Source organism: Streptomyces sp. NPDC002276, assembly GCF_053891435.1.
The window spans coordinates 71,856-97,043 of the sequence record NZ_JBSFCQ010000009.1 but is presented as its reverse complement, the minus strand read 5'-3'; the positions used below and the strand labels follow the sequence as shown (position 1 = coordinate 97,043).

The 25,188-nt window shown below is 68.4% G+C and carries 22 protein-coding genes, 1 tRNA gene and 1 pseudogene; 6 read left to right on the top strand and 18 right to left on the bottom strand.

Features of this window, described 5'->3' with window-relative positions:
* Positions 1-48: 48 nt before the first annotated feature.
* The 3 genes and pseudogenes from ACWIHT_RS23475 to ACWIHT_RS23465 all read right to left on the bottom strand — a co-directional run bounded on the left by ACWIHT_RS23475 (position 49) and on the right by ACWIHT_RS23465 (position 1,786).
* Positions 49-625: pseudogene (locus ACWIHT_RS23475) on the bottom strand (replication initiator).
* Positions 626-692: 67 nt separating this feature from the next.
* A complete protein-coding gene (locus ACWIHT_RS23470) occupies positions 693-893 on the bottom strand; it encodes a DUF397 domain-containing protein (protein ID WP_456170151.1) in 201 nt (66 codons plus the stop codon).
* Positions 894-904: 11 nt separating this feature from the next.
* The gene (locus tag ACWIHT_RS23465) at positions 905-1,786 is read right to left on the bottom strand and encodes a helix-turn-helix domain-containing protein (protein WP_456170149.1); all 882 of its coding nucleotides are present in this window, start codon (positions 1,784-1,786) and stop codon (positions 905-907) included.
* 235 nt (positions 1,787-2,021) lie between these two features.
* Between ACWIHT_RS23465 and ACWIHT_RS23460 the strand changes: the two genes are divergently transcribed.
* Positions 2,022-2,438, top strand: coding sequence for an ATP-binding protein (locus tag ACWIHT_RS23460; protein WP_456170148.1), 417 nt, complete (start codon positions 2,022-2,024; stop codon positions 2,436-2,438).
* A gap of 93 nt (positions 2,439-2,531) precedes the next feature.
* Here ACWIHT_RS23460 and ACWIHT_RS23455 read toward each other — a convergent pair whose 3' ends face one another.
* The 4 genes from ACWIHT_RS23455 to ACWIHT_RS23440 form a co-directional block, all read right to left on the bottom strand.
* Positions 2,532-3,968, bottom strand: a complete 1,437-nt coding sequence (locus ACWIHT_RS23455) for a GH1 family beta-glucosidase (RefSeq protein ID WP_456170146.1) — start codon at positions 3,966-3,968, stop codon at positions 2,532-2,534.
* Positions 3,969-4,065: 97 nt separating this feature from the next.
* Positions 4,066-4,971, bottom strand: a complete 906-nt coding sequence (locus ACWIHT_RS23450) for a carbohydrate ABC transporter permease (RefSeq protein WP_456170145.1) — start codon at positions 4,969-4,971, stop codon at positions 4,066-4,068.
* Positions 4,968-5,996 carry a carbohydrate ABC transporter permease gene (locus tag ACWIHT_RS23445; protein WP_456170144.1) on the bottom strand — a complete coding sequence of 343 codons (1,029 nt, stop codon included), beginning with the start codon at positions 5,994-5,996 and terminating at the stop codon, positions 4,968-4,970. Before ACWIHT_RS23445 ends, ACWIHT_RS23450 begins: the two co-directional genes overlap by 4 nt.
* Positions 5,993-7,318, bottom strand: a complete 1,326-nt coding sequence (locus tag ACWIHT_RS23440; protein WP_456170142.1) for an ABC transporter substrate-binding protein — start codon at positions 7,316-7,318, stop codon at positions 5,993-5,995. Before ACWIHT_RS23440 ends, ACWIHT_RS23445 begins: the two co-directional genes overlap by 4 nt.
* Before the next feature lie 330 nt (positions 7,319-7,648).
* Between ACWIHT_RS23440 and ACWIHT_RS23435 the strand changes: the two genes are divergently transcribed.
* A complete protein-coding gene (locus ACWIHT_RS23435; RefSeq protein ID WP_456170140.1) occupies positions 7,649-8,704 on the top strand; it encodes a LacI family DNA-binding transcriptional regulator in 1,056 nt (351 codons plus the stop codon).
* Between the two features lie 346 nt (positions 8,705-9,050).
* On the opposite strand, the gene ACWIHT_RS23430 is transcribed toward ACWIHT_RS23435, so the two are convergent.
* The 4 genes from ACWIHT_RS23430 to ACWIHT_RS23415 all read right to left on the bottom strand — a co-directional run bounded on the left by ACWIHT_RS23430 (position 9,051) and on the right by ACWIHT_RS23415 (position 11,899).
* Positions 9,051-9,123 (bottom strand) — tRNA-His (locus ACWIHT_RS23430).
* Between the two features lie 81 nt (positions 9,124-9,204).
* Positions 9,205-9,807: an oligoribonuclease gene (orn, locus tag ACWIHT_RS23425; protein WP_456170139.1), complete on the bottom strand. Its 603-nt coding sequence runs from the start codon at positions 9,805-9,807 to the stop codon at positions 9,205-9,207.
* A gap of 122 nt (positions 9,808-9,929) precedes the next feature.
* Positions 9,930-11,192, bottom strand: a complete 1,263-nt coding sequence (locus ACWIHT_RS23420) for a helix-turn-helix domain-containing protein (protein WP_456170137.1) — start codon at positions 11,190-11,192, stop codon at positions 9,930-9,932.
* A 386-nt stretch (positions 11,193-11,578) separates the two neighbouring features.
* Positions 11,579-11,899 carry a hypothetical protein gene (locus ACWIHT_RS23415; protein WP_456170136.1) on the bottom strand — a complete coding sequence of 107 codons (321 nt, stop codon included), beginning with the start codon at positions 11,897-11,899 and terminating at the stop codon, positions 11,579-11,581.
* A 325-nt stretch (positions 11,900-12,224) separates the two neighbouring features.
* Between ACWIHT_RS23415 and ACWIHT_RS23410 the strand changes: the two genes are divergently transcribed.
* Complete coding sequence (locus ACWIHT_RS23410) at positions 12,225-12,752, top strand: universal stress protein (protein ID WP_019065779.1); 528 nt, start codon at positions 12,225-12,227, stop codon at positions 12,750-12,752.
* A gap of 120 nt (positions 12,753-12,872) precedes the next feature.
* On the top strand, positions 12,873-13,445 hold the full coding sequence (locus ACWIHT_RS23405; RefSeq protein WP_019065778.1) for a GPR1/FUN34/YaaH family transporter: 573 nt from the start codon (positions 12,873-12,875) through the stop codon (positions 13,443-13,445).
* A gap of 124 nt (positions 13,446-13,569) precedes the next feature.
* On the opposite strand, the gene glmS is transcribed toward ACWIHT_RS23405, so the two are convergent.
* Together glmS and ACWIHT_RS23395 are read right to left on the bottom strand one after the other, a co-directional pair.
* On the bottom strand, positions 13,570-15,387 hold the full coding sequence (glmS, locus tag ACWIHT_RS23400; RefSeq protein ID WP_456170134.1) for a glutamine--fructose-6-phosphate transaminase (isomerizing): 1,818 nt from the start codon (positions 15,385-15,387) through the stop codon (positions 13,570-13,572).
* 12 nt (positions 15,388-15,399) lie between these two features.
* Positions 15,400-15,657, bottom strand: coding sequence for a hypothetical protein (locus ACWIHT_RS23395; protein ID WP_019065776.1), 258 nt, complete (start codon positions 15,655-15,657; stop codon positions 15,400-15,402).
* A 165-nt stretch (positions 15,658-15,822) separates the two neighbouring features.
* On the opposite strand from ACWIHT_RS23395, the gene ACWIHT_RS23390 reads away from it, so the two are divergent.
* Positions 15,823-17,403: a purple acid phosphatase family protein gene (locus ACWIHT_RS23390; RefSeq protein ID WP_456170133.1), complete on the top strand. Its 1,581-nt coding sequence runs from the start codon at positions 15,823-15,825 to the stop codon at positions 17,401-17,403.
* Positions 17,404-17,463: 60 nt separating this feature from the next.
* Here the strand turns inward: ACWIHT_RS23390 and ACWIHT_RS23385 are convergent, their stop codons facing one another.
* Positions 17,464-18,342, bottom strand: a complete 879-nt coding sequence (locus ACWIHT_RS23385) for a DUF4429 domain-containing protein (protein WP_456170132.1) — start codon at positions 18,340-18,342, stop codon at positions 17,464-17,466.
* 83 nt (positions 18,343-18,425) lie between these two features.
* On the opposite strand from ACWIHT_RS23385, the gene ACWIHT_RS23380 reads away from it, so the two are divergent.
* Complete coding sequence (locus ACWIHT_RS23380; protein ID WP_456170131.1) at positions 18,426-20,015, top strand: beta-N-acetylhexosaminidase; 1,590 nt, start codon at positions 18,426-18,428, stop codon at positions 20,013-20,015.
* A gap of 71 nt (positions 20,016-20,086) precedes the next feature.
* Here the strand turns inward: ACWIHT_RS23380 and ACWIHT_RS23375 are convergent, their stop codons facing one another.
* Genes ACWIHT_RS23375 through desA form a run of 4 tightly spaced genes read right to left on the bottom strand, consistent with a single transcriptional unit; the run spans position 20,087 to position 25,092 of the window.
* On the bottom strand, positions 20,087-21,865 hold the full coding sequence (locus ACWIHT_RS23375) for an IucA/IucC family protein (RefSeq protein ID WP_456170130.1): 1,779 nt from the start codon (positions 21,863-21,865) through the stop codon (positions 20,087-20,089).
* Positions 21,862-22,392, bottom strand: a complete 531-nt coding sequence (locus ACWIHT_RS23370) for a GNAT family N-acetyltransferase (RefSeq protein ID WP_456170129.1) — start codon at positions 22,390-22,392, stop codon at positions 21,862-21,864. Before ACWIHT_RS23370 ends, ACWIHT_RS23375 begins: the two co-directional genes overlap by 4 nt.
* Positions 22,389-23,666, bottom strand: coding sequence for a lysine N(6)-hydroxylase/L-ornithine N(5)-oxygenase family protein (locus ACWIHT_RS23365; protein ID WP_456170127.1), 1,278 nt, complete (start codon positions 23,664-23,666; stop codon positions 22,389-22,391). The genes ACWIHT_RS23370 and ACWIHT_RS23365 overlap by 4 nt, the downstream gene beginning before the upstream one ends.
* The gene (desA, locus tag ACWIHT_RS23360; RefSeq protein WP_456170126.1) at positions 23,650-25,092 is read right to left on the bottom strand and encodes a lysine decarboxylase DesA; all 1,443 of its coding nucleotides are present in this window, start codon (positions 25,090-25,092) and stop codon (positions 23,650-23,652) included. The genes ACWIHT_RS23365 and desA overlap by 17 nt, the downstream gene beginning before the upstream one ends.
* Positions 25,093-25,188 lie beyond the last annotated feature (96 nt).

The window sequence follows — 25,188 nt, the reverse complement described above, 5'->3', positions numbered from 1 at the left end:
TCGGTCAGTTCGGCGTCGGGTTCCGAAGGCGGCGATTTCCCGGCGCAGCTAGGTGGTGAAGCGGGCCCACAGCGCGGAGGCGTGGGCGTTGAACAACACCGCCCTCGCGTAGTCGTACGTTGCCGGATTCAGTGGTGTACCCGGCAGCGGGTCAGCGGGGTCGTGGAGTTTGCGGCATTGACAGGGACGGATGCCGCCGATGCCGATTTCGGTGGGGCGGTTGTGGAGGGGGGCGGTGAGAGCGGCGAAGACGCTGGGGTGGGTGGACGGTGTCGGGGACGTTCTTGCCGCCGGACAGGCACGCACGGATGAGGCGGTGGGTGTCGCCGGCGTAGCGGCGAGAGCAGGCCGGGCGGCGGGAGGCGCGGCGGTCGTCGCACGCGGTGAGCAGGCTGCCCGTGGGCTCGCCGGAGGTGGAGTAGGAGCGCAGCGCCTCACCGGTTGTGGTGCCGATGGTGAAGGTGTGGCCGGTCAGACGTACGGGTTCGGTGCAGCCGGCGTGCGAGCGCACGATTTTGCGCTGAAACTGCTCGGCGTCGGCTGGATCGATCACCGTCGTGACGTTGTCGTCCAAGCCGGTGGTGACGCTGTAGACGAGGCGGTTCTCGTTGAGGAAGCGCTCCATCACCGCGCGTGCCGGGTGACCGTGACGAACTGCTCGACGGTGATCGGCTCCTGGTCCAAGGTGACCGTCACGGACTTGGCAAGGCAGGGAGGGACTTCACCGCGTGCAGGAGGGCGGCGAGGGTGTGGGGCGGGAGCGTGGCGATGTGGTGGGGCCGGTCGCTCTCGCGGAGGTGGATGTGGGGGCCGGTCTCCTCTGCCGCCAGCTCCACGCACTCGCCCTCGCCGCCGGTGCTGAACGACGACTTCTGCCAGACGAGGTGGGGCATGGCGGGTCCTCTCACAGGGCGTACATGACGTGCTGGATCAGGCTCAGCGAGTCGCGTGACTCGTGCGACTCCGGCGCCGATTCCGGGTCGACCGGCGCCAGCGCCAGCTCCGAGAGTCGCTCGAACATCTTGGCGTACTCGTCGAGTTGCTCTCCATCCCGCAGGAAGAGGGAGGTGGTCGGATGCTCCAGGTAGACCGTGTCGAGTTCGAGGGCCCCGCCGCCGAAGAGGACGAAGGAGCGGGTGTGCGCGGAGTAGACGCCGGCTTCGAACGGATAGACCTGAACGGTCACGTGGGGCAGCCGGGAGACCTCCATCAGCCGGACCAGTTGCCTGCGCATGACGGCAGGGCCGCCCACCCGTGTGTGGAGTGCGGACTCGTGGATGACGGCGCGGTACGTGACGGGTGCGGGGCCGGTCAGTACGCGCTGACGGGCCAGGCGGAACTCGGCGTAACGGTCGGCGTGTTGAGGGGCTGACTCGGTGGCGGCCAGTACGGCTCGGGCGTACTCGTCGGTCTGCAACATCCCAGGGATTACGAGGGGGTTGTGGGTGCGCAGCACTGTCGACCGGGATTCCAGCTCGGCCAGGTTCCGGGCCGCAGGGCCGATGGTGTCGTTGAACTCGTCCCACCACCCCTTGCCGCTCTCCTGGGCCATCGCCATGATCCCGTCGAACAGAGGGCCGGGCGGGCAGCCGTATTCGCGCAGCAGCTTGTAGAGCCGGTTGCGGGATACGTCGATGCGACCCGCCTCGATGTTGCTGATCCGGGTGCGGTCGGCGTCGAGCAGTTCGCCGGCCCGGTCACCGGACAGTCCGGCACGGTTGCGCAGCTTGCGGAGTTCCAGCCCGAGCCGCCGCTGACGCTCGCTGGGGTTGTTCCTGGGTGGCATGAGTGACCTCCTCCGGGCAGTCTGCACAGCTGAACTCCCGTGGGTCACAAGGTAGTTCGGTAGTCACTCGCGAGGGTGAAGCGAAAGGGAAACGGTTGCAACTCTGAGAACGGGTTCCCTACCGTCGAAGGCAACGGCGCCACCCGGAAGTACCCCCGCCCTCAAGCCACTTGGCAATGAGGATCCGGACCTGGTCACCGCGTGAGCGGCACCCCACGCTGAAGGAGCACCCCCGATGGTCGACGCCCCCTCACCCCCCACCAACGTCTCCCTCGTCTTCCCGCCCCACCCCGCCTGGGTCCGCACCGCCCGCGAAACGGTCCGCACCCTCCTCGCCACATCCGACCACCCCGAACTCACGGACCCGGCCCTGCTGTTGACCTCGGAAGCAGTCACCAACGCCGTCAACGCCTGCAAGCTGGAGGGCAACCTAACCCCCGTAACTCTCTACGCAGGTTGGTCCAACCCCCACAGCTTCCGCGTCCTCGTCCACGACGAAGCCCCGGGCCTCCCTGCCTGCCGTACCGCCACCCCCACCGACGAGGACGGCCGCGGCATGCAGCTCATCGCCTACGGCGCCGACGCCTGGGGCGTGTGCGCGCACGGGCCCGGCCGGGGGAAGGCGACCTGGTTCGAGCTGGGGAACCGATGACATGGGCGAGGAACCCCAGGCCCCGAAAACCCGGCCGGGGCGCGGCACGTCCCCTAGGCGTGCCGCGCCCCGTCCCCCGGTGTCCCCCGTCGGTCAGGCGCCCCCCACTGTCGGTAGTACGCCCGTCCGCGCCGCCTCCCCGTACCACCTCGCACTCGACTTCGGCGTGCGGGCCAGCGTCGCGTAGTCCACGTACACCGCCCCGAACCGCTTCCCGTAGCCGTACGCCCACTCGAAGTTGTCCATCAGGGACCACAGGTAATAACCCCGCACATCCGCGCCGTCCGCGATCGCGCGCCGTACCGCCGACAAGTGGCCGTGGAGGTACGCGATCCGTTCCGGGTCGTGCACGCGGCCCTCGGGGTCCGGCTTGTCGTCGTAGGCCGCGCCGTTTTCCGTGATGTAGAGCGGGAGGCCCGGGGCCTCCCTCGTGTAGCGCGTGATCAGGTCGTAGAGGCCCGTCGGGTCGATCGTCCAGCCCATCTCCGTGCGCTCGCCCGGAGTTTGGAGGAACGCCACGTCGTCCGCGCCCGGCCAGGGGGAGTGCGCGCTGACGCCGTGGCCGTCCGCCCGTGGGCCCGCCGAAGTCGAGGCGGCGGCCTCCACCAGCGTCGGCGTGTAGTAGTTCAACCCCAGTGCGTCCAGCGGCTGGTGGATCAGCGTCAGGTCGTTGTCCTGGATGTATGACCAGTCCGTGATCGACCTCGTCGCCTCGAACAACGACTGCGGATACGCACCGTGCAGCATCGGTCCGTGGAACACCCCGTTGGCCAGGTCGTCGATTTTGCGGGCCGCCGCCAGGTCCGCCGGGGACTGTGAAGCGGGCCTGACCACCGACGAGTTGAGGCTCACCGCGATCGAGTTGCGGGTCGGGATCGCGGAGCGTAGGGCCGAAGTGGCCAGCCCGTGCGCCAAGTTGAGGTGGTGGGCCGCTCGTAGCGACGCCGCCGCGTCCGTGCGGCCCGGCGCGTGCACCCCCGAGCCGTAGCCCAGGAACGCGCTGCACCACGGCTCGTTGAGCGTGATCCACTGCTCCACCCGGTCGCCCAGCGCCTCGCCCACGATCTGCGCGTACTCGGCGAAGCGGTACGCCGTGTCGCGCTCCGGCCAGCCGCCCGCGTCCTCCAACTCCTGCGGCAGGTCCCAGTGGTAGAGCGTGAGGGCGGGCTTGATGCCGACCGCCAGCAGCTCGTCCACCAGGCGGCGGTAGAAGTCCAGGCCCACCTGGACCGCCGGGCCCCGGCCGGTCGGCTGGACCCGTGACCAGGAGACCGAGAAGCGGTACGCCGTCAGGCCCAGGTCCGCCATCAGCGCCACGTCGTCGCGGTAGCGGTGGTAGTGGTCGACAGCGATGTCACCGTGCTCACCACCGGCCGTACGGCCCGGCGTATGGCTGAAGGTGTCCCAGATCGAGGGCGTACGGCCGTCCTCCCGCACCGCCCCCTCGATCTGGTACGCGGAGGTCGCGGCGCCCCAGAGGAAGGCGGGAGGAAAGGTCACCGGGGTGACGGCGGTAACGGGTTCAGACATGGAAGCGCTCCCATAGGGGGTCGTGGAGGCCGACGAGTAGGAGGAGAGGGGGAGGAGAAGGGGCCGAGTCGGCGCTGCCCGGCCCCGGATCGGTACGTCAGCCCTTGACCGCGCCCTGCATGATTCCCCCCACGATCTGCTTGCCGAAGAGCAGGAACGCGATCAGCAGCGGCAGCGTGCCCAGCAGGGCGCCCGCCATGATCACCGACTGGTCGGGGATGTAGCCGGTGCCGAGGGAGTTCAGGGCGACCTGGACGGTGGGGTTCTGCTGGGTGAGGGCGATGATCGGCCACAGGAAGTCGTTCCAGGCCATCACGAAGGTCAGGAGGCCCAGCACCGCCATCGCGGGGCGCGCCGCCGGGAAGACCACGTGCCAGACGACCCGCAGGCTGCTCGCGCCGTCCACCCTCGCCGCCTCGATCAGTTCGGTCGGCAGCGCCTGCACGAGGTACTGGCGCATGAAGAACGTACCGAACGCGCTGACCAGCGTCGGCAGGATGACCGTCTGGAGGTGGTTCGACCAGTGCAGGTCCGCCATCCACAAGTACAGCGGTACGACGGCCAGTTGGGGCGGGATCATCATCGTGCCGATGGTCAGCAGGAGCAGCGTGCTGGAGAACTTGAACTTCAGCTTGGCGAAGGCGAAGCCCGCGAGCGTGGAGAACAGCACCGTACCGATGGTGATGGAGCCCGCGACGACCGTGGAGTTGAACATCGCGGTCCCCATGCCGGCCTGGTCCCAGGCCGTCTGGAGGTTCTTGAACAGGTTCGCCCCGAACCACACCGGCGGCGGGGTCTCCGCGAGCCGCGTGTTGGTCCGCGAGGCCGCGATCGCCGTCCACACCAGCGGGGCCAGCGAGACCAGCGCGAAGACCACCAGGACGACGTAGGTCAGCGGGCCCGCGTGCATCTGCTTGCCCGCGCCCATCACCCGGCGGCGCGGGGTGCGTGCCGCCGGTACGGGCACCTTGTCCTGAGGGATCGTCAACTCACTTGTGGTCATTGGGACTTCCTCAGCCGTCGGGTGAACAGCAGGTTGATCGCGGCGACGATCAGCAGGATCAGGAACATCGTCCAGGCGATCGCGGACGCCTTGCCGAGGTTGCCGATGATCCAGCCCTGGTCGTACATGTACAGACCGAGCGTCTGGTACTGGTGCTCGGAGCCGCCCTTCGAACCGCTCACCCCGCCGAACAGCAGGGGCTCGCCGAAGAGTTGGGTCGCGCCGATGGTGGAGACGACCACCGTGAAGAGGATGGTGGGGCGGAGTTGGGGGATCGTCACGTGGCGGAACTGCTGCCAGCGGTTGGCGCCGTCGATCGCCGCCGACTCGTAGAGGTCGCCGGGGATCGCCTGCATGGCCGCCAGGTAGATCAGCGCGTTGTAGCCCGTCCAGCGCCAGATCACGATCGACGACACCGCGAACTGCGAACCCCACGTGGATTCACGCCAGTTGACGGGATCGACACCGACGAAGTGCAGCAGCCAGTTGACCATCCCGCCGTCCCACGAGTACAGCAGCGTGAAGACGAGGGTCGCCGCGGCCACCGAGGTGGCGTACGGAGTGAGCATCACGACCCGCCACACGGTCGAGCCGCGCAGCCGGTAGTTGAGCAGATGCGCGATCCCGATCGCCATCAACAGCTGCGGCACGGTGGAGATCAGCCCGATGGTGAACGTGTTCTTCAGGGCGTTCCAGAAGAAGTCCGAGGACAGCAGGTTCCGGTAATTGTCCAGCCCCGCCCACGTCTTGTGGTCCAGCGACGACAACTGCACGTTGTGCAGCGAGTACCAGGCCGTGTAGAGCAGCGGGATGAGGCCGAAGGCCCCGAAGATGATGAAGAACGGGGAGATGAACGCGTACGGCGCCGCCTTCATGTCCCAGCGGTACAGCCGGCTCCGCCACGAACTCGGGCCGGGCGCCGGCGTACCGCGACCGCCGGCGCCGCGGGCCGCGCCCGGCTGGTTGCCGGGCGCGGCGCCGGAGCCCGGCGCGGGGTGTGCGAGGGCCTGCTTGGAGCTGCTCACTGCCCGAGCACGTCCTTGATCTCCTTGGTGGCGGCGCTCCATCCCTGGGCCGGGGTCTTGCCCTTCTGCTCCACCTGGAGGATGCCGATGTCAGTGATCGCGGTGCCGATCGGCTGGTCCTTGATGCCGAAGGTCTGCACCGGGATCGTCTTCGCCGAGTCGGAGAAGATCTGGGTGATCGGCGCGTCCGAGAAGTACGTCGTCGTGGCCGCGGCCGGCTTCAGGTTCGGGTACGCCGCCGGGGTGGACGGGAAGCTGGCCTGCTTGGCGAAGACCTTCTCCTGCTGCTCCGGCGCGGTCAGCCACTTCGCCAGCGCCACGGCGTCGGCCTGGTGCTTGGTCGCCGTCGGAACACCGAGGAAGGAACCGCCCCAGTTGGCCGCGGTCGGCGCCGCCGCCACGTCCCAGTTGCCGCTGCCGGAGGCGCCGGCCTTCTCCTGGATGTAGCCCATCATCCAGGCGGGGCAGGCCACCGTGGCGAAGCTGGCGTTGGCGAAGCCCTGGTCCCAGGTCGGGTCGAACTGCTTCAGCTTCGCCGACATGTTGCTGGTCGCCACCTCCATCGCCGCGTTCCAAGCCGCCTTCACACCGGTCGACTTGTCCCAGATGACGTTGCCGTCCTTGTCGTAGTACCGCTGGCTCTCGCCACCGATGGCCGCGTTGTAGACGGACGACGCGGAGTCCACGAACTTGGTGCCCTTGGGCGCCTTCTTCATGTAGTCCTTGCCGACGTTGACGTACTTCGTCCAGTCGCCCTTCCACAGGGCGGCGAGCTGGGTGCGGTCGGTGGGCAGACCGGCCTTCTTGAAGAGGTCCTTGCGGTAGCAGATCGCCATCGGGCCGGTGTCGGTGCCGAGCCCGATCTGCTTGCCGTCCTTGGTGGTGGCCTGGGCGTTCTTCCAGGGCAGCCACTGGGACTTGTCGACGTCCTTGCCGAGGTCGACGAACTTGTCGGCCTGCGTCTGGACGGCCTCGGTGATGTTGCCGACCTCGATGGCCTGGATGTCGTCGGTGCCCGAACCGGCCTGGAGCCGGGTGAGGACCTTCGGCCAGTACACGTCGGTACGGGTGGTGACGTCCTCCTTGATGGTGATGTTCGGGTGGAGCTTCATGTACTCGTCGTACAGACCGGCCTGCTTGTAGCCGAAGACGCCGAAGGTGCCGACGGTCAGCGTGGTCTTGCCCTTGGCGTCGCCGCCGCTCGTCGAGTTCGACGAGGTGTCGTTCGAGTCACTGGAGCAGCCGGCCAGCACTCCCGTGGTCAGGGCGGCGACGGCCGCGAGGGCCATCAGCCGATGGGACCGTCGGGTACTCGTGCGCATTGCGTCCTCCTGTTGCCTGACGTGCCGACCCCCCGGCCAACTGCATTGTTGGGCCCGTTAGTTCACGCTGCGGCTCGGGCGGGGAACGTGCGGGATGTGTATGTGTCAGGTACCGTGGGAGCGCTCCCACCGGTGATGTGTTGAAGAGTCGTCGGTTCGCGCGGGGGTGTCAAGGGAGCGGACGCGGAGAGATGCGTTCAGTTATTCGTCTGTTAGCTAACCGAGCGGGAGGCGGGGATTCGGCCGGAGGCGGGGCTCCGCACGCCCCTCTTCCCTGATCAGGACTGTTACATTCCAGGCCAACGGGTGGGTCTACAGGAGGCGGAGCCAATGGCAAGCCACGGAGCGCGGGGCCGGAGCGGCGGCCGGCCGACCTTGGAGGAGGTCGCGGCGCGCGCCGGAGTGGGCCGCGGCACGGTCTCCCGGGTCATCAACGGTTCGCCAAGAGTCAGCGACGCGACCCGCGCGGCCGTCGAGGCGGCGGTGGCGGAGCTGGGCTACGTCCCCAACACGGCCGCCCGCGCCCTCGCCGCGAACCGCACCGACGCCATCGCCCTCGTCGTCCCCGAGCCGGAGACCCGCTTCTTCGCGGAGCCGTACTTCTCGGACATGCTCAAGGGCGTAGGAGCCGAACTCTCGGAAACCGAGATGCAGTTGCTCCTGATCTTCGCGGGCAGCGACCGCGAACGGCAGCGCCTCGCCCAGTACTTGGCCGCACACCGGGTGGACGGCGTCCTGCTGGTCTCGGTCCACGCGGACGACCCACTCCCGGACCTGCTCGCGCAGTTGGAGATCCCGGCGGTGATCAGCGGCCCGCGCTCGGCCGCGGAAACCCTCACCTCCGTCGACTCGGACAACTACGGCGGCGCCCGCTCGGCGGTGGAACACCTGCTCGCCCGGGGCCGCACCCGCATCGCCCACATCACCGGGCGCCTCGACGTCTACGGCGCCCAGCGCCGCGTCGACGGCTACCGCGAGGCGCTGCTCGACGCGGGCCACGAACTGGACGAACACCTCATCCAGCCGGGCGACTTCACGGAGGAGGGTGGCCGCCGCGCGATGAAGGAACTGCTCGCTCGCCGCCCCGACGTCGACGCGGTCTTCGCCGGCTCGGACGTCATGGCGGCGGGCGCCCGCCAGGTCCTCCGTGAGGAGGGCCGCGTGATCCCCGACGACGTGGCCCTCGTCGGCTACGACGACTCGGCCATCGCCCGCCACATGGACCCGCCCCTCACCAGCGTCCGCCAGCCGATAGAGGAAATGGGCCGAGCGATGATCGACCTCCTGCTGGCAGAGATCGCGGACCGGCGACCTGCCACGTCCCGGGAACTTGAGCGCCGACAGGCGGTACTGGCAACGGAGTTGGTGACGCGAGCGTCTTCATGAGGGAACGGCCGCTCGGCGAAGCTGTTGCCCGCCCGTGACTTCGCGTCCCCGCCGTCGAGTCGTACCTCCGCACGGTGGGCGCCGGTTCGTGAAGGAGGCCAACTGCCGCCGCCCAGGCCTCACTTGACCGCGCCTGGACCTTCCGTCAGACGGTACGGCACCCGACGATCGTCCCGCAGCGCACCGGAACGCGGTGATGGAGGTGTGGCGGGCTGCCGCGTGATGTGGCCGTTTTCTCCGTGTGCGCCGTGCTGAGGGGGACGAGATCCGGCCGGGCGGGTCTTTCGACGCCGGAAAACGAATCAGCCGGTGACTCCGTTTCCGGAGTCACCGGCTGATTACTCAGGGTGAGTGACGGGACTTGAACCCGCGACTTCCTGGACCACAACCAGGTGCTCTACCAGCTGAGCTACACCCACCATGCCCGGTCGTTCACTCTGGGAGTTTCCGACCGGCCGAGAAAAAGTGTACAGGGTCCGAAGGGGTGCTCGCGCCCGCCTTTATCGCGTGGGCTGGACGTGCTTCGCGGCGATCGTGCGGGCGGTGTCGGAGTCGGGGCCGGGCTGCGGGACGAAGATCGCCTCGCGGTAGTAGCGCAGCTCGGCGATGGACTCGCGGATGTCGGCGAGGGCGCGGTGGTTGCCCTTCTTCTCGGGGCTGTTGAAGTACGCCCGCGGGTACCAGCGGCGGGCCAGCTCCTTCACCGAGGACACGTCCACGATGCGGTAGTGCAGGTACTCCTCCAGGGTCGGCATGTCACGGAGGATGAAACCGCGGTCGGTGCCGACCGAGTTGCCGCACAGCGGGGCCTTGCCCGGCTCCTTGACGTGCTCCCGGATGTAGGCCAGGACCAGTTCCTCCGCGTCGGCCAGTGTCGTACCGCCGGCCAGCTCGTCGAGCAGGCCGGACGCGGTGTGCATCTGGCGTACTACGTCCGGCATCGTCTCCAGCGCCTGGTCCGGCGGGCGGATGACGATGTCCACCCCTTCGCCGAGCACGTTCAGCTCGGAGTCGGTGACGAGGGCGGCCACCTCGATGAGAGCGTCATCCGACAGCGAGAGGCCGGTCATCTCGCAGTCGATCCACACCATGCGATCGTTCATGTGTCTAACCTTAAGGTGCGCGTCGCTCAGCTGAGCCAACCGTGCGGTGACCTTGTGGTGCGGGGGCGCGCGAAAGCCCCCGGAGATCTCCTGACGGAGACCCCCGAGGGCGTGCTCTGGTGCTAGGTCGCGCTGCGCTGGCCGGGCAGGCTCGCCGCCGTACGACTCGTGGCGTACGCCTCACGGCCGTTCTCCGCCGCCGAGGCGGAGGAGGCCGCCGCGGACAGCGCGCTCGCCGCCGTACGACGGGTCTGCATCGGGACCGGGCCCTCCGGGTGGAGCGAGGGCGGCAGGCCCGCCGGGCCCAGGGACGACGGGCCGCCGGGCTGGCCCGGGGCGCCGTCGCCGTCCAGCTGCTTGTCGCCCTGGGGCCTGCGGGCGCGGTACGCGGCCCGGTAGGCGGCGGGCGACGAGCCCAGCTGGCGGCGGAAATGACCGCGCAGCGCCACCGGTGAGCGGAAGCCGCAGCGACCCGCGACCTCGTCCACCGAGTAGTCCGACGTCTCCAGCAGACGCTGTGCCTGGAGCACCCGCTGCGTGATCAGCCATTGCAGGGGAGCGCTCCCGGTGAGCGAGCGGAAGCGGCGGTCGAACGTACGCCTGCTCATGTACGCGCGTGCCGCCAGCGTCTCCACGTCGAACTGTTCGTGGAGGTGTTCCAGCGCCCAGGCGACGACCTCCGCGAGCGGGTCGGCGCCGATCTCCTCTGGTAAAGACCGATCGAGGTAGCGCTCCTGACCGCCGCTTCGGCGCGGTGGGACCACCAGGCGCCGGGCGAGCGCGCCGGCCGCCTCGTTGCCGTGGTCCGTCCGCACGATGTGGAGACAGAGATCGATTCCGGCCGCCGTACCGGCGGACGTCAGTACGTCTCCGTCGTCGACGAACAGTTCCCTCGGATCCACGTGCACCGACGGATAGCGCTTGGCCAGCGTCGGCGCGTACATCCAGTGGGTGGTCGCGGGACGGCCGTCCAGCAGGCCCGCCGCCGCCAGCACGAACGCGCCGGTGCACAGGCCGACTATGCGGGCCCCCTCTTCGTGCGCCCGGCGCAGTGCGTCGAGCGCCTCCTCCGGCGGTGGCGCGGTGATCGACCGCCAGGCCGGTACGACGACGGTGCCCGCCCGCGAGATCGCCTCCAGGCCGTGCGGTGTGGTGAGTTCCAGTCCGCCGGTGGTCCGCAGCGGGCCGTCTTCTCCACCGCACACCAGCAGGCGGTAGCGCGGAACTCCGGCGTCCTGCCGGTCGATTCCGAACACCGACAGCGGTATGGAACTCTCGAAGATGGGGCCGCCGCTGAACAGCAGCACCGCGACGATCTCCTTGCGGCGTCGCCCGGAAAGCTTCCGGGCCGCGGCTTCCGGCGCGGCAGTGGAGTCGTGGCTCATACTGCTAAGCCCCCCTCGGTGGTCGCGGCGCCCCTATCTTGTCGGGCTTGTCGCTCCAGCACGTTTCCCCTCGGTCCTGCACGAGTCCCCCGCCGTAAGACGTCAAGATCGAATCTACTGTGTCCAGTGGTGCCGGGGTGACCAGTTCTGCAACCGGCACATTGTCGACATGGCAACTTGGCGTAAAGCATTCGATCACGAAGCGTTGCACTCGTGGGCCGTGCAGGGAAGTGCGCCTCGTCGTAGTGGCCAATCCCCGTAGGGTGCGCAGGGCCTCCAGGACCCTTTCGGCGCAGGTGGAACCGGGGTTGGGGGGTGGTTCGGGCAACAGATGCACGGTGACCGGAAGTTGGCTGAAAAGCGTCGGGCGCGTGCGCGGAAACCGGTCAGTCGACCGGTGTGCTTCCTCCGGCGTGCCGACCGCCCCGGTGCGCCCCCGCCACGGCCCGGTGACGGTGGCCGCGGTGCGGGGACTCCTCCTCGTCCAGCAGCCGCGCCGTACCCCGCTCGGAGCGGCGCAGCAGCACCCGGCAGGCGGCGGTGACGGCCGCGAGACCGAGGGCCGTACCGGCGGCGCCGGCGAGCGAGGTGCCGTACCAGAGGAGGACCAGGGGGACGAGGACACAGCTGAAGACCGCCCAGCGGACCACATCGGTGGCGGTGTCCGGGCCGGGGTGTGCCTCGGAGGTCGTACGGTGTCCGGACATGGCGTGCTCCCTGGGGCGGCGGTTCGCCGGGTTCAACGCTTGTTCGATGCGTCGGTCACTGTAGGGCAGCCCACGGGTGGACACGGGGATAAGTGAATCCTGTGCAAACCGCCTGTACGGGGCAGCAACCATTGCGTTACGGGCGCCCCCTCGTGCATGCTCCGGGGAACTCCGCCGGAGCGTGTGCGGGATATGGGCTAAGGAGGACTGGCGCCGTACCCTTGGGGGTATGGGGTTGGGAAGATGATTCCCGGACACAGCTCCGGACACAGCTCCGCCGCACACTGTTGTCCCCTCCCAAGAGGATCAAAAAGCCGAGACATCCATGGCCGGTCACGAATCTTTCGAACCCGCGGACCGCAAGCGGCCCGTCGCCGATCCCACGGCGGCCGAGCCCCTGGCGGCGGAACAGCCACGTCATTCCTGCGATCCCGCCTTCAAGCACGGCGTCGTCGTCGGTTTCGACGGCTCCACGTCCAGTGAGCGCGCCCTCGCGTACGCCATCGGCATGGCCCATCGCTCGGGCTCGGGCCTGGTCATCGTGCATGTCGCCAACCGGCTGCCCACCACGGTGTGGGCGGGCTGCGAGCCGCCGGTCTTCGTCGATGTGCCGGATCACCGCACCGAGGTGCTGGGGCTTGAGCTGGCGTGCGCCGAGTACCTCGCCGAAGTGCCCTGGATCCTCGTCGAGCGCGGTGGCGACATCTGCCACGAACTCGAAGAGGTGGGGCGGGAGTACGAGGCGGACGCGATCGTCGTGGGCTCGACCCACGGCATCGTCGGACGCATCTTCGGCTCCGTCGCGGGGCGGCTCGCGAAGCGGGCGCAGCGGCCGGTCGTCGTCATCCCGTAACTCGTAGGTCCAACTCGCCGGTCGGCTCCGAATTCACTGCTGTGCAGAGGTGTTTGTGTCCTTGTGAAGGGCATATATCGGTCACACCGCACAACCGCACATGCATGAAGGGAGCCCGCCGTGGACAATGACGTCTCCGCGGGAAGCACGGGAAGCACGACCTCGATCGTCGGCCGACTCGCCCTGGGAATCACCCTGTTGGCCTTCGGCCTCGGATACACGGATGTCATCAACGGAGTGTCGGCGGCTGACGCCGTGTCACTCGCTCACTACGTAGGCGGAGTTGCGCTCTTCGTCGCCGGGCTGTTCGCGTTCCGCGACGGTGACTCGGCCACGGGGACCGCGTTCGCGGCTTTCGGCGCGCTCTGGTTCACCTGGGCCGTCAGTGCGGGCAACTCCGTGTCGGACAACGCGGCGGGGTTGTTCCTGGTCCTGTTCGCCCTGGTCGCTCTCTCGGTGACCCTCGCGGGTGGGGATCAACTCACCCAGGGGACATACGGGTTGTTCTTCGTCTCCCTTGTGCTGCTTGCCATCGCGCAGTTCGCCGGTAACGACGGGCTGGGCAAGGTCGGGGGGTGGTTCGGTGTCGCCGCGGGGGCTGTTGCCTGGTATTCGGCTACGGCGGCTCTCGCGCACTGGCCGACCGTGCTTCCGCGGCGGGCTGCTGGTCGGGGCGTGACGGCCACCAGTTGACCGGCAGTTGGGAAGGCCCCCCGCGTGTATGAGGCACACGTGGGGGGCCTTTCCGGTTCGTCGGCCACTGCGGGCCGGTGGGGGTTGCTCGCGCAGTTCCCCGCGCCCCTAAAAGCAAAGACCTCTACTCGACCGTGACTGACTTCGCCAGGTTCCTCGGCTTGTCGATGTCCCGGCCCAACACCAACGCCGTGTGGTACGCGAGGAGTTGGAGCGGGATGCCCATCAGGATGGGGTCCAACTCGTTCTCGTTCTTCGGGACCACGATCGTCCGGTCGGCCTTTTCCTGGTGTCGGTGGGCCACCGCGAGGATGCGGCCGCTGCGGGCCTTGATCTCCTCCAGGGCGGCGCGGTTCTTCTCCAGGAGGTCGTCGTCGGGGACGATCGCCACCGTGGGGAGGGCGGGCTCGATCAGGGCGAGGGGGCCGTGCTTCAACTCCGAGGCGGGGTAGGCCTCGGCGTGGATGTACGAGATCTCCTTGAGCTTCAGCGAGGCCTCGCGGGCTACCGGGTAGCCGCGGACTCGGCCGATGAAGAGCATCGAGCGCGCGTCCGCGTACTCGGTGGCCAGCTTCTTGATCTCGTCCTCGCGGTCGAGGATCTCGGAGATCTGGGCCGGCAGCTTGCGCAGGCCCTCGATGATGCGCTTGCCGTCGCGGACCGAGAGGTCCCGGGTGCGGCCGAGGTGGAGCGCCAACAGGGCGAACGCCACTGTGGTGTTGGTGAAGCACTTGGTCGAGACGACACAGACCTCGGGGCCCGCGTGCACGTACATGCCGCCGTCGGCCTCGCGCGCGATCGCCGAGCCGACGACGTTCACCACGCCCAGGACCCGGGCGCCCTTGCGCTTCAACTCCTGTACCGCGGCGAGGACATCGTAGGTCTCGCCGGACTGGGAGACCGCGATGTACAGGGTGTCGGGATCCACGACCGCGTTGCGGTAGCGGAACTCCGAAGCCGGTTCGGCGTCCGCGGGGATGCGGGCCAGCTCCTCGATCAACTGGGCGCCGATCATGCCCGCGTGGTACGAGGTGCCGCAGCCGAGGATCTTGACGCGGCGGATCTGCCGGGCCTCGCGGGCGTCCAGGTTCAGGCCGCCGAGGTGCACGGTGGAGAAGCGGTCGTCGATGCGGCCGCGCAGTACGCGGTCGACGGCGTCGGCCTGCTCGAAGATCTCCTTGTGCATGTAGGTGTCGTGGCCGCCCATGTCGTAGGAGGCGGCCTCCCACTCGACGGTGGTCGGCTCGGACGTCGTACGCGTGCCCTCGGTGGTGTATGTCCGGAAGTCGTCGGCCTTGAGGGTCGCCATCTCGCCGTCGTCGAGGGTCACTATCTGGCGCGTGTGGGTGACGAGTGCGGCGATGTCCGAGGCTACGAACATCTCCTTCTCGCCGATCCCGAGGACCACCGGGGAGCCGTTTCGAGCCACCACGATGCGGTCGGGGAAGTCGGCGTGCAGGACGGCGATGCCGTACGTCCCCTCGATCACCCGGAGGGCCTGGCGGACCTTCTCCTCCAGGGTCTCCGCCTGGGAGCGGGCGATGAGGTGGGTGAGGACCTCGGTGTCGGTCTCGGAGAGGAACTCGACGCCGTCCGCTTCGAGCTTCTTCCGGAGGTCGGAGGCGTTGTCGATGATGCCGTTGTGGACGACGGCGACCTTGCTGTCGGCGGACAGGTGCGGGTGCGCGTTCACGTCGGAGGGGGCGCCGTGCGTGGCCCAGCGGGTGTGGGCGATGCCGGTGGTGCCCTTGAAGCGTGCCGGAACCTTGGACTCCAGGTCACGGACCCGGCCCTTGGCCTTGACCACCTTCAGGCCGGCCGTCTTGGGAGCCGTGATGGCGATGCCCGCGGAGTCGTAGCCGCGGTATTCCAGCCGCTGAAGGCCCTCCAGGAGAAGCGGAGCAACGTCACGCTTGCCGATGTATCCGACGATTCCGCACATATATAGGTATTCCTAGCCGTAGACGATGCGGCGCAGCTGCCTGAGCGTGAGCTCCGGCGGTGCGACCGCCCGGTATTTCAGGTCCGCCTCGATCCGGTCGAAGATCGTCGCGTTGACCAGGCCCTGGGCCTGGAGCTCGCGGTGGCGGCGACGGACGTAGTCCTCGGTCGTCTCGTCGAAGTACGCGAGCACGTCCTGGATCACCCGCAGCGCCTCGCCCCGGTTGAGGGTCGTGGAGCGCGTCAGATGATCAACGAGTTCGTCGTGCACCCGGTTGATCCTGGGGTACCGGGGGAAGGTTTGCAAGAATCCTGCCCGATATCGGGCAGCGGGCTGTTGAATGTCTTATGGGACTCTGTTCGCAAGCTGTCCATCCTGTGTCTTGTGTTACGTCGCTCATATGGACGAGTTTCAGACGCCATGGACATTCCTCGTATGGGAGTACCCGAAGAGCTCGCCGGCCGCATGAGCATGGCTGAGCAGCACGAGTACCTACGCTCGAAATTCTCCCGGCGCACGATGATCAGAGGCGGCGCCGTGACCCTCGGCGCCGTCGCCGGCGGCGTGTTCGTCCCGGGCGCGGTCGCCCAGGCGGCCGTCCCCAGCCAGGCCTCCGCCACCTACGCCGCCACCTCCTCCAGCGAGTCGATCGACGGGGCCCTCGTCTCCCCGTTCGGTCGCCACCTCGCGTTCGGCAACGACCCGAGCACCGAGGTCACGGTCTCCTGGCAGGTCCCGACCAACGTCAAGAAGCCGTTCGTCCGCATCGGCGCGCACCCCTGGGACCTCTCCCGCAAGATCGAGGCCGAGGTGCGCACGCTCTACACCCCGGCGGGCGTCGGCGCGAGCGGCGACCACACCCAGTACTACCTGCACGCCAAGCTGACGCACCTGCGTCCGGGCAAGACGTACTACTACGGCGTCGGCCACGCGGGCTTCGACCCGGCCGAGGCCCACCTGCTCGGCACGCTGGGCACGTTCAAGACCGCCCCCGACAGCGCCGTGCCGTTCACCTTCACGGCCTTCGGCGACGAGGGTGTCGGCTACCACGGCCTGGCCAACAACAGCCTGCTGCTGGGCCAGAACCCGGCCTTCCACCTGCACGCCGGCGACATCTGCTACGCCGACCCGGCCGGTGCGGGCCAGACCGCCGACGCCGGTTTCGACTCGCGCACCTGGGACCTGTTCCTCGCGCAGACCGAGTCGGTCGCCAAGTCCGTGCCGTGGATGCCCGCTTACGGCAACCACGACATGGAGGCCTGGTACTCGCCCAACGGCTACGGCGGCGAGGACGCCCGCTGGAACCTGCCGGACAACGGCCCCGACAAGACGAACCTGCCGGGCGTCTACTCCTTCGTCTACGGCAACACGGCGATCATCTCGCTCGACGCCAACGACGTGTCCTTCGAGATCCCGGCCAACCTCGGCATCTCCGGCGGCACCCAGACCAAGTGGCTGGAGGCGCAGCTCAAGAAGTTCCGCGCGTCCAGGGACATCGACTTCGTGGTGATCTTCTTCCACCACTGCGCGTACTGCACCTCCACCGCGCACTCCTCGGAGGGGGGAGTGCGCAACGAGTGGGTGCCGCTGTTCGAGAAGTACACGGTGGACCTGGTCATCAACGGCCACAACCACCAGTACGAGCGCACCGACGTCATCAAGAAGAACGCCGTCGTCAAGAAGCTGCCGATCGGCGGCACGGCGTACCCGGAGACCGAGGGTGTCGTCTACGTGACGGCGGGCGCGGCGGGCCGCAGCCTGTACGCGTTCTCCGCCCCGGACTCCTACGAGGGTCACGTCGCCGACGTCGACTCGGTCGCCGCCTTCGTCAACACGAAGGACGGCAAGGTCAACGAGACGGTCGCCTGGTCGCGCGTGCGCTACCTCAACTACTCGTTCCTGCGCGTGGACGTCCAGCCCGCCCACAAGGGCCGTACGACCACTCTGACGGTCCGCGGCATCGCCGAGACCGGCGCCGAGGTCGACCGCTTCACGGTCGCCCGCAAGGCCAAGTAGCCCTGAAGTAATCCGAGTTACGCCCGGAAGGCAGGGCGCGACTCATCCGGCAGGCGGTCCTCACATGCGTTTGAGGACCGCCTGTTTGGCCATCGCGAACTCCTCGTCCGTGAGCACCCCGTCCCGGTGCAGCTCGCCGAGTTCGCGCAGCCGCCGCAGCAGCGCGTCGTGGCCGTCCTCCGCCGCGGTCGTCAACTGCGGTGTGGGCGCGGTCAGTTCAGGTCGTACGTCCGTCGCGGCGGCCGGGTGCGGGAGCCGGGCCTGGACGGCCGCGGCGATCAGGGCCATCAGCGGGTCCTTCTTGAAGCCCCACAACTCCACTGAGTTGGGGTCGTACTTGGGCGGCGCCTTGGTCGGCGCGTGGCGCACCGCGAAGCGGATGTAGCCGTTCTCCAGACCGGCCGACGGCCGCCACTCCACGCCGACGAGGTCGGTGACGGCGAGGGTGCGGGCACCGGCCGCGGACTTGGCGTCCTCGGTCTTCCAGTTCCACTCCAGCCGTACGTGCTCGCCGTCGAAGCTCGCGGTGCCGTCCCCGGCGGAGACGGAGAGCGGCACGGCCGGGCCCGGCAGCAGGTACTCGGCGACCGGGTCGGCCGGGACCCCGTCGAGCAGCAGGGCGTTGCGCACCTCGTCCACGAAGTACTCGGCGACGCCGTACCGGTCCGACTCGACGGTCAGTTGATAGGGGTCGTCGCCCTCGGCGAGGCGGCCGCCGGTGGCGTGCAGCAGCGGGTCGGCGCCGTCGCGCAGCCGCAGTCTCAGCCGCCCCGACTTGCGGCCCTGCTCGAACGAGACGCCCGCCAACGCGCCCAGGGGAACGACGAGTTCGCCCAGTGTCCTGCGGAACAGGCCGACGTTCTTGTCCCGTCCGGGAGTCAGCCGCAGGGCGTCGCCGTCGAAGATCCAGGTGCCGTCCTTCTGGATGATTTCCGCCATAGGAGGGATTGTTCCACCGCCGTGGCGACAGAATGGTCTGTACCTGTCCGGCCGCTAGGAAGGGACCGCATGTGAGACACCTTGTGAGACAGCGCCACAGAACGACCCGCCTCCTCGGCTCGCTGCTGCTCGTCGCCGCCGCGAGCGTGTCCGTCGTCGGCGCCGCACCCTCCGCCCCGCCCGCCGCCGTCACCCCGCTGGGCCGGGTGGTCCCGGCGCCCGCGTCCGTCACCCCCGGCGGACAGCCGTACCGGATCACGAGCACCACCCGTATCCGCGTCGGCGAGTCACGCGAGTCGCGCCGGATCGGCGAGTACCTCGCGGGCATCCTGCGCCCCTCCACCGGCTACCGGCTGCCGGTCACCTCCCGGGGCAAGGGCGGCATCCAACTCCGGCTGGCCAAGGGCACGTTCGGCGCCGAGGGCTACCGGCTCGTCAGCGGGACCTCCGGTGTCACCATCACCGCGAGCAGGCCCGCCGGACTCTTCCACGGCGTCCAGACCCTGCGCCAACTCCTGCCCGCCGCCGTCGAGAAGAACTCCGCGCAGCGCGGCCCCTGGCGGATCGCGGGCGGCACCATCGAGGACTCCCCGCGCTACGCCTACCGCGGCGCGATGCTCGACGTCTCGCGGCACTTCTTCACCGTCGCCCAAGTCAAGCGCTACATCGACGAGTTGGCGCTCTACAAGATCAACGAACTGCATCTGCACCTCAGCGACGACCAGGGCTGGCGTATCGCGGTCAACTCCTGGCCCCGGCTGGCGACTTACGGCGGCTCGACCGAGGTCGGCGGTGGCGCGGGCGGCCACTACACGAAGGCCGACTACAAGGAGATCGTCCGGTACGCGTCCTCCCGCTATCTGGAGGTCGTGCCGGAGATCGACATGCCGGGTCACACCAACGCGGCCCTCGCCTCCTACGCCGACCTGAACTGCGACGGCGTGGCACCCCCGCTCTACACGGGCACGGACGTCGGCTTCAGCTCGCTGTGCGTCGGCAAGGACCTCACGTACAGCTTCGTGGACGACGTGATCCGGGAGCTGGCCGCGCTCACCCCGGGCCGCTATCTCCACATCGGCGGCGACGAGGCGCAGTCCACCAGCCACGAGGATTACGTCAAGTTCATGGACCGGGTGCAGCCGATCGTCGCCAAGTACGGCAAGACGGTGATCGCCTGGCACCAGATCACCGGGGCGCATCCGATCAAGGGCGCCCTCGCCCAGTACTGGGGACTCGACGACACCGACGCGGCCGAGAAGGCGCAGGTCGCCGAGGCCGCGAAGAACGGCACCGGGCTGATCCTCTCGCCCGCCGACCGGGTCTACCTCGACATGAAGTACACCGAGGACACCCCGCTGGGCCAGGACTGGGCGGGCCTGGTCGAAGTGAAGCGCTCCTACGACTGGGACCCGGGCAACTACCTTGCGGGAGTGCCGAGTTCGGCGATCCGGGGCGTCGAGGCGCCGCTGTGGTCGGAGACCATCGTGACCGACGCCAATATCCAGTACATGGCCTTCCCCCGGCTGCCGGGTGTGGCCGAGCTGGGCTGGTCGCCGGCCTCGACGCACGACTGGGACACCTACAAGGTGCGGCTCGCGGCACAGGCCCCGCGCTGGGACGCGCTCGGGATCGACTACTACCGGTCGCCCGAAGTTCCTTGGCCCGCAGGCTAGTTGAGGTCTGTTGGTGAATGGGGCGGGCACCCCGGGGGACCGTACCCCGGGGTGCCCGCCTGCTTGTGCGGTCAGAACCCGGCGATGGGGTTCTTCAGGGTGCCGACCAACTGGAGCGCGCCGGACGGGTCCGCCAGGTCCACCATCTGCTCGTTGTCGCGCAGTTGGAGCCGGTTGAGGCAGGACAGCGAGAACTCCGGGGCGAACATGTCGTACTGCCGGAACTTGTCGGCGAGTTCGGGCGCCGCGTCCTGGTACTCGCGGGTGACCTCCGCGACCGTGCGCCAGAAGTCGTCCTCCTCCAGGACGCCTTCGGCGGCCAGGTTGGAGGCGAGGAAGCGGAAGAAGCAGTCGAAGACGTCGGTGAAGATCGACAGCAGCTTCTTCTCCTCGGGGACCTCGACCCGCAGCCGCTCCACGGTCGGCGGCAGCACCGCGTCCGGGTCCATGACGGCGATCTCCTCGGCGATGTCCTTGTAGATCGCGCGCTGGACGACACCGTCCTTGAGGACGAGGATCACGTTCTCGCCGTGCGGCATGAACACCAGGTCGTAGGCATAGAAGCTGTGCAGCAGCGGGGTGAAGTACGCCCGCAGATACCGCCGCAGCCACTCCACCGGGGTCAGTCCCGACCGCTCGATCAGCGCGCCGGCGAAGGACGCGCCCTCGTGGTCGAGGTGCACCAGCGAGGCCATCGTCGCCAGGGACTCGCCCTCCCGGAGCGAGGAGACCGGGCTCTCGCGCCACAGCGCGGCGAGCATTTTGCGGTACGGCGAGTAGCGGTCGGTCGCCGCCTCGTACTCCAGGTGCCGGTAGCCGACGGCGGCCCGCTCGCGGATGATCGACAGGCCGGTGGACTTCAACACCGGGTCGTTGTCGATGAGTTGGGCGAGCCAGTCGTTGATCGCCGGGGTCGCCTCCATGTAGGCGGCCGAAAGTCCGCGCATGAAGCCCATGTTGATGACGGACAGGGCCGTCTTCACGTAGTGCTTCTCGGGGTCGGACCTGTTGAAGAAGGTCCGGATGGACTGCTGGGCGAGGTACTCGTCGTCGCCCTCGCCGAGGCAGACGAGATGGCCGCGGGCGACCTCGGCGGCGAAGGTGACGGCGAGCTTGTTCCACCACTGCCAGGGGTGGACGGGGATGAGGAGGTAGTCGTCGGGGTCGACACCCTTCTCAGAAAGTGTGTCGCGGAAACGGTTCAGTGTCACACTTCCCAGCTCGTCCCGCAGGAAGGACTCGTACTCGATGCCCACACCCGCCGTGAACGCCGCCCGTGAGCGGTGCGCGGCCAGCCAGACCAGGCGGACCGGGCTCGCGGTCTCGGGGGCGTACGAGAGGTACTCGTGCACACCGAAGCCGAGCCGCCCGTTGTTGGCGACGAAGCAGGGGTGGCCCTCGGTCATCCCCGTCTCGATGGCCTGGAAGTCGCTCGTCACCAGTTCGGCGACCGGGAGCTGCGGCTTGGTGAGCTTGTAGCAGGTGCCGGAGAGGGTGGAGGAGATCTCCTCCAGGTAAACCGGCAGGATCGCCTCGCTCAGCCCCAGCGACTTCTGTAGTTCGATGAAGAACTCCAGCGCGGCGAGGGGGAGTTCGGCCCCGTCGCGGTGCCTGCTGATGGAGTCGGCGTCGATCTGCCAGTGGTCGAGGGCGCGGCGGACGGCGGTGAACCGGTAGCGGGTCAGCCCGTCGTCGCTGCGGACGACGTACAAGTCCCCGTCTTTCTCGACTGGTTCAGGTGTGATCAGCCGCTCGTGCGCGAACTCCGCGAGGGCCTTGCGGATCAGCTGGCGGTTGGCCTTCTCCCAGCGCTCGGGGGAGAGATGGGCCACGGCGTCGGCGAGGCTCATACGGACACCGCCGTGGCAGCCAGGAACTGTTCGCGTGTGCAGAAGCTCAACAAGGCTTTCTTCTCCGGCTTTTGGATCTCACGCTCGGGCACGAACCCGACCGCCTCGTTCAGGGCGTGCACGGCGGTGTTGGACACGTCCGGCTCCACGACGACCCGCGCGACGGTCGGGTCCTCGAAGAGACGGGCCATCACGGCGGTGATCACCGCGCGGGTGAAGCCGTGCACGGGTGTCTCGGTGGCCGGCGTCAGGAAGTGCATGCCGACATCACCGGGCAACGGCTCGTACAGACCGACCAGTTCGCGAAACCGAGGGTCGTAGTACTCCATCAGGAAGACCGGCACCCCGTCCTGGAGCCCGAGCAACGCCTGCTGGTGCTCGTCGGCCGCGATCTCCATGTAGGCGCGCTCGACGTCCTCCAGTTTCGCGTCCTGCATCATCCAGTACGCGGCCTTGGGATGGGTGACCCACCGGTGCAGCAACTCGGCGTCCCGCAGCGGGTCCAGGGGGCGGAAGGTGAAGGTCATACGGCGAACTCCTGGAACGCGATGGTCTGTTCGACCGGGTAGTACTCGGTGCCGAGCAGCTCACGGATGATGTACGAGTTGCGGTACGCGCCCATGCCCAGGTCCGGGGACGTGACGCTGTGCGCGTGGACGCCGGCGTTCTGGAGGAAGACGCCCCGGCCCGTGGTGTCGATCGAGTAGTTGCGCGCGATGTCGAAGTTGCCCCGGGAGTCGTAACGCAGCCGCTCGTGCACGGGCTTGAGGAACTCCGGCTCGGCGTACTTGTAGCCGGTGGCGAGGATCAGGCCCTGCGAGCGCAGGGTGTAGTCCTTCTGCTGCTCCTCCTGGCGCAGGCCGAGTTCGTAGACGCCGTCGCGGTAAGTGGCGTCGTTCAGGGAGGAGTTGGTGAGCAGCCGGGTGGGGACGGGTCCGCCGACCTTCTTCTGGTAGAGCAGATCGAAGATGTCGTTGACGAGGTCGCCGTCGATGCCCTTGAACAGGCCCTTCTGCTCGGCCGTGAGGCGGTAGCGGGTCTGCTCGGGCAGCGCGTGGAAGTAGTCGATGTACTCCGGGGAGGTCATCTCCAGCGTGAGTTTCGTGTACTCCAGCGGGAAGAAGCGCGCCGAGCGCGTGACCCAGTTCAACTCGTAGCCGTGGACGTCGATTTCACTGAGCAGGTCGTAGTAGATCTCGGCGGCGGACTGCCCGCTGCCGACCAGCGTGATCGACTCCTTGGCCTGCAACTCCGCTTTGTTCTGCACATAGCGGGAGTTGTGGATGAAGTCGCCGCTCAGACCGGCGACGGCCTCCGGGAGGTAGGGCGGGGTGCCGGTACCGAGGACCAGATGCCGGGCGCGGTAGAGGTCACCGGCCTCGGTCCGCACGACGTAGACCTCGTCCTCGTACGACACCTCGGTGACCGTCGTACTGAAGCGCACGTTGGAGAGCTTGTTGGCCGCCCAGCGGCAGTAGTCGTCGTACTCGACGCGCAGCGGGTAGAAGTTCTCGCGGATGTAGAAGGGGTACAGACGCCCCTTCTCCTTCAGGTAGTTGAGGAAGGAGTACGGCGAGGTCGGGTCGGCGAGGGTGACGAGGTCCGACATGAACGGGGTCTGGAGGTGGGCGCCGTCGAGGAACATGCCGGCGTGCCACTCGAAGTCGGGCTTCGAGTCCAGGAAGATTCCGTCGAGTTCGGCGATGGGCTCGGTGAGACAGGCGAGGCCGAGGTTGAAGGGTCCGAGTCCGATGCCCACGAAGTCGTAGGTCTTGGTGGCGGGTTCAGGAAGCGCGGTCAAGGGACTCTCCCAGGTACTGCTCGGCATGGCCGGCGATCAGGTCGAGGACGGCGGCGATGTCGTCGGCCGTCGTCTCGGGGTTGAGCAGGGTGAACTTCAGGTAGTGGCGGCCCGCGACCTTGGTGCCCGCGACCACCGCGGCACCGGAGGCGAACAAGGCCTTGCGGGCATACAGGTTGGCGCGGTCGATCTCGGCCGGGTCGGTGACGGCGGCCGGGATGTAGCGGTAGACGAGGGTGGAGAGCGAGGGCGCCACGACCACGTCGAAACGCGGGTCGGCGGCGAGCAGCCGCCACCCCTCCTCCGCCAAGTCGCAGACCTCGTCGAAGAGTTGGCCGACGCCGTCGGCGCCCATCACCCGCAGCGTCATCCACAGCTTGAGCGCGTCGAAACGGCGGGTGGTCTGGAGGGACTTGTCGACCTGGTTGGGGATGCGCTCCTGCACCATGCGGCGCGGGTTGAGGTAGTCCGCGTGGTAGGTCGCGTGGCGCAGCGTGTCGGCGTCACGGACCAGCAGGGCGGACGAACTCACCGGCTGGAAGAAGGACTTGTGGTAGTCCACGGTGACCGAGTCGGCCCGCTCGATGCCGTCGATGCGGCCCCGGTACTTCAGCGATGCGAGCAGACCGCAGCCGTAGGCCGCGTCCACGTGCATCCACACCCCGAACTGCTCGCACAGGGCGGCGATTTCGGGCAGCGGGTCGATGGAGCCGAAGTCGGTGGTGCCGGCGGTGGCGACGACGGCCATGGGTACGAGCCCGGCGCTCTTGCAGCGCTCCAACTCCCGGGCGAGCGCGACCGTTTGCATGCGCTTGTCGGCGCCGACGGGTATCGAGACCACCGAGTCCTGCCCGAGTCCCAGCAGTTTCGCCGACTTCTTCACGCTGAAGTGGCTGACCTCGGAGGCGAAGATACGCAGTTTGGCGAGCGTGTCGGTCTTCGCCTCCTCGCGGGCCAGCAGCAGCGCCTGGAGGTTGGACTGGCTGCCGCCGGAGGTGAACACCCCGTCCGCGTGCGGCCCGAGACCGATCCGCTCGTTCGTCCAGTCGATCAGCTTGCGCTCGATGAGGGTGCCGCCGGCCGACTGGTCCCAGGTGTCCAGGGAGGAGTTGACGGCGGAGAGCACCGCCTCGCCGAGCACCGCGGGGATGACGACGGGGCAGTTGAGGTGGGCGAGGTAGCGGGGGTGGTGGAAGTAGATCGCGTCACGCAGGTAGACCTCGTCCAGTTCGTCGAGCACCGCGGCGGTGTCGTGGAGCGGGCGGTCGAGGTCGATGCGGTCGATGAGGGGGGAGAGGGCGTCGACCGTGACGCCGGTGAACGGCCGTTCGGTGGTGGCGAGTTTGGCCGCCACCCGCTCCACGCCTTGAGTCACGGAGCGGCGGTAGTGCTCCGCAGTCGTGTCATTGAGCAGGTGCGAGCGCATGTGGGGGTCCTCCGGTGGGGACGAGCTTGAACTTAGGTAAGGCTAACCTAACTTAGATCTTTCGAGACCCACCCCTCCCGTGACCGGTGTCACTCG

Excerpts from the sequence above, each read along its gene's own strand:
- ACWIHT_RS23435 (WP_456170140.1), top strand. The coding sequence starts at position 7,649 with ATGGCAAGCCACGGAGCGCGGGGCCGGAGCGGCGGCCGGCCGACCTTG.
- ACWIHT_RS23440 (WP_456170142.1), bottom strand. The coding sequence starts at position 7,318 with ATGCGCACGAGTACCCGACGGTCCCATCGGCTGATGGCCCTCGCGGCC.
- ACWIHT_RS23460 (WP_456170148.1), top strand. The coding sequence starts at position 2,022 with ATGGTCGACGCCCCCTCACCCCCCACCAACGTCTCCCTCGTCTTCCCG.
- ACWIHT_RS23465 (WP_456170149.1), bottom strand. The coding sequence starts at position 1,786 with ATGCCACCCAGGAACAACCCCAGCGAGCGTCAGCGGCGGCTCGGGCTG.
- ACWIHT_RS23415 (WP_456170136.1), bottom strand. The coding sequence starts at position 11,899 with ATGTCCGGACACCGTACGACCTCCGAGGCACACCCCGGCCCGGACACC.
- ACWIHT_RS23455 (WP_456170146.1), bottom strand. The coding sequence starts at position 3,968 with ATGTCTGAACCCGTTACCGCCGTCACCCCGGTGACCTTTCCTCCCGCC.
- glmS (WP_456170134.1), bottom strand. The coding sequence starts at position 15,387 with ATGTGCGGAATCGTCGGATACATCGGCAAGCGTGACGTTGCTCCGCTT.
- ACWIHT_RS23450 (WP_456170145.1), bottom strand. The coding sequence starts at position 4,971 with ATGACCACAAGTGAGTTGACGATCCCTCAGGACAAGGTGCCCGTACCG.
- ACWIHT_RS23410 (WP_019065779.1), top strand. The coding sequence starts at position 12,225 with ATGGCCGGTCACGAATCTTTCGAACCCGCGGACCGCAAGCGGCCCGTC.
- ACWIHT_RS23470 (WP_456170151.1), bottom strand. The coding sequence starts at position 893 with ATGCCCCACCTCGTCTGGCAGAAGTCGTCGTTCAGCACCGGCGGCGAG.
- ACWIHT_RS23370 (WP_456170129.1), bottom strand. The coding sequence starts at position 22,392 with ATGACCTTCACCTTCCGCCCCCTGGACCCGCTGCGGGACGCCGAGTTG.
- desA (WP_456170126.1), bottom strand. The coding sequence starts at position 25,092 with ATGCGCTCGCACCTGCTCAATGACACGACTGCGGAGCACTACCGCCGC.
- ACWIHT_RS23375 (WP_456170130.1), bottom strand. The coding sequence starts at position 21,865 with ATGAGCCTCGCCGACGCCGTGGCCCATCTCTCCCCCGAGCGCTGGGAG.
- orn (WP_456170139.1), bottom strand. The coding sequence starts at position 9,807 with ATGAACGATCGCATGGTGTGGATCGACTGCGAGATGACCGGCCTCTCG.
- ACWIHT_RS23390 (WP_456170133.1), top strand. The coding sequence starts at position 15,823 with ATGGGAGTACCCGAAGAGCTCGCCGGCCGCATGAGCATGGCTGAGCAG.
- ACWIHT_RS23385 (WP_456170132.1), bottom strand. The coding sequence starts at position 18,342 with ATGGCGGAAATCATCCAGAAGGACGGCACCTGGATCTTCGACGGCGAC.
- ACWIHT_RS23420 (WP_456170137.1), bottom strand. The coding sequence starts at position 11,192 with ATGAGCCACGACTCCACTGCCGCGCCGGAAGCCGCGGCCCGGAAGCTT.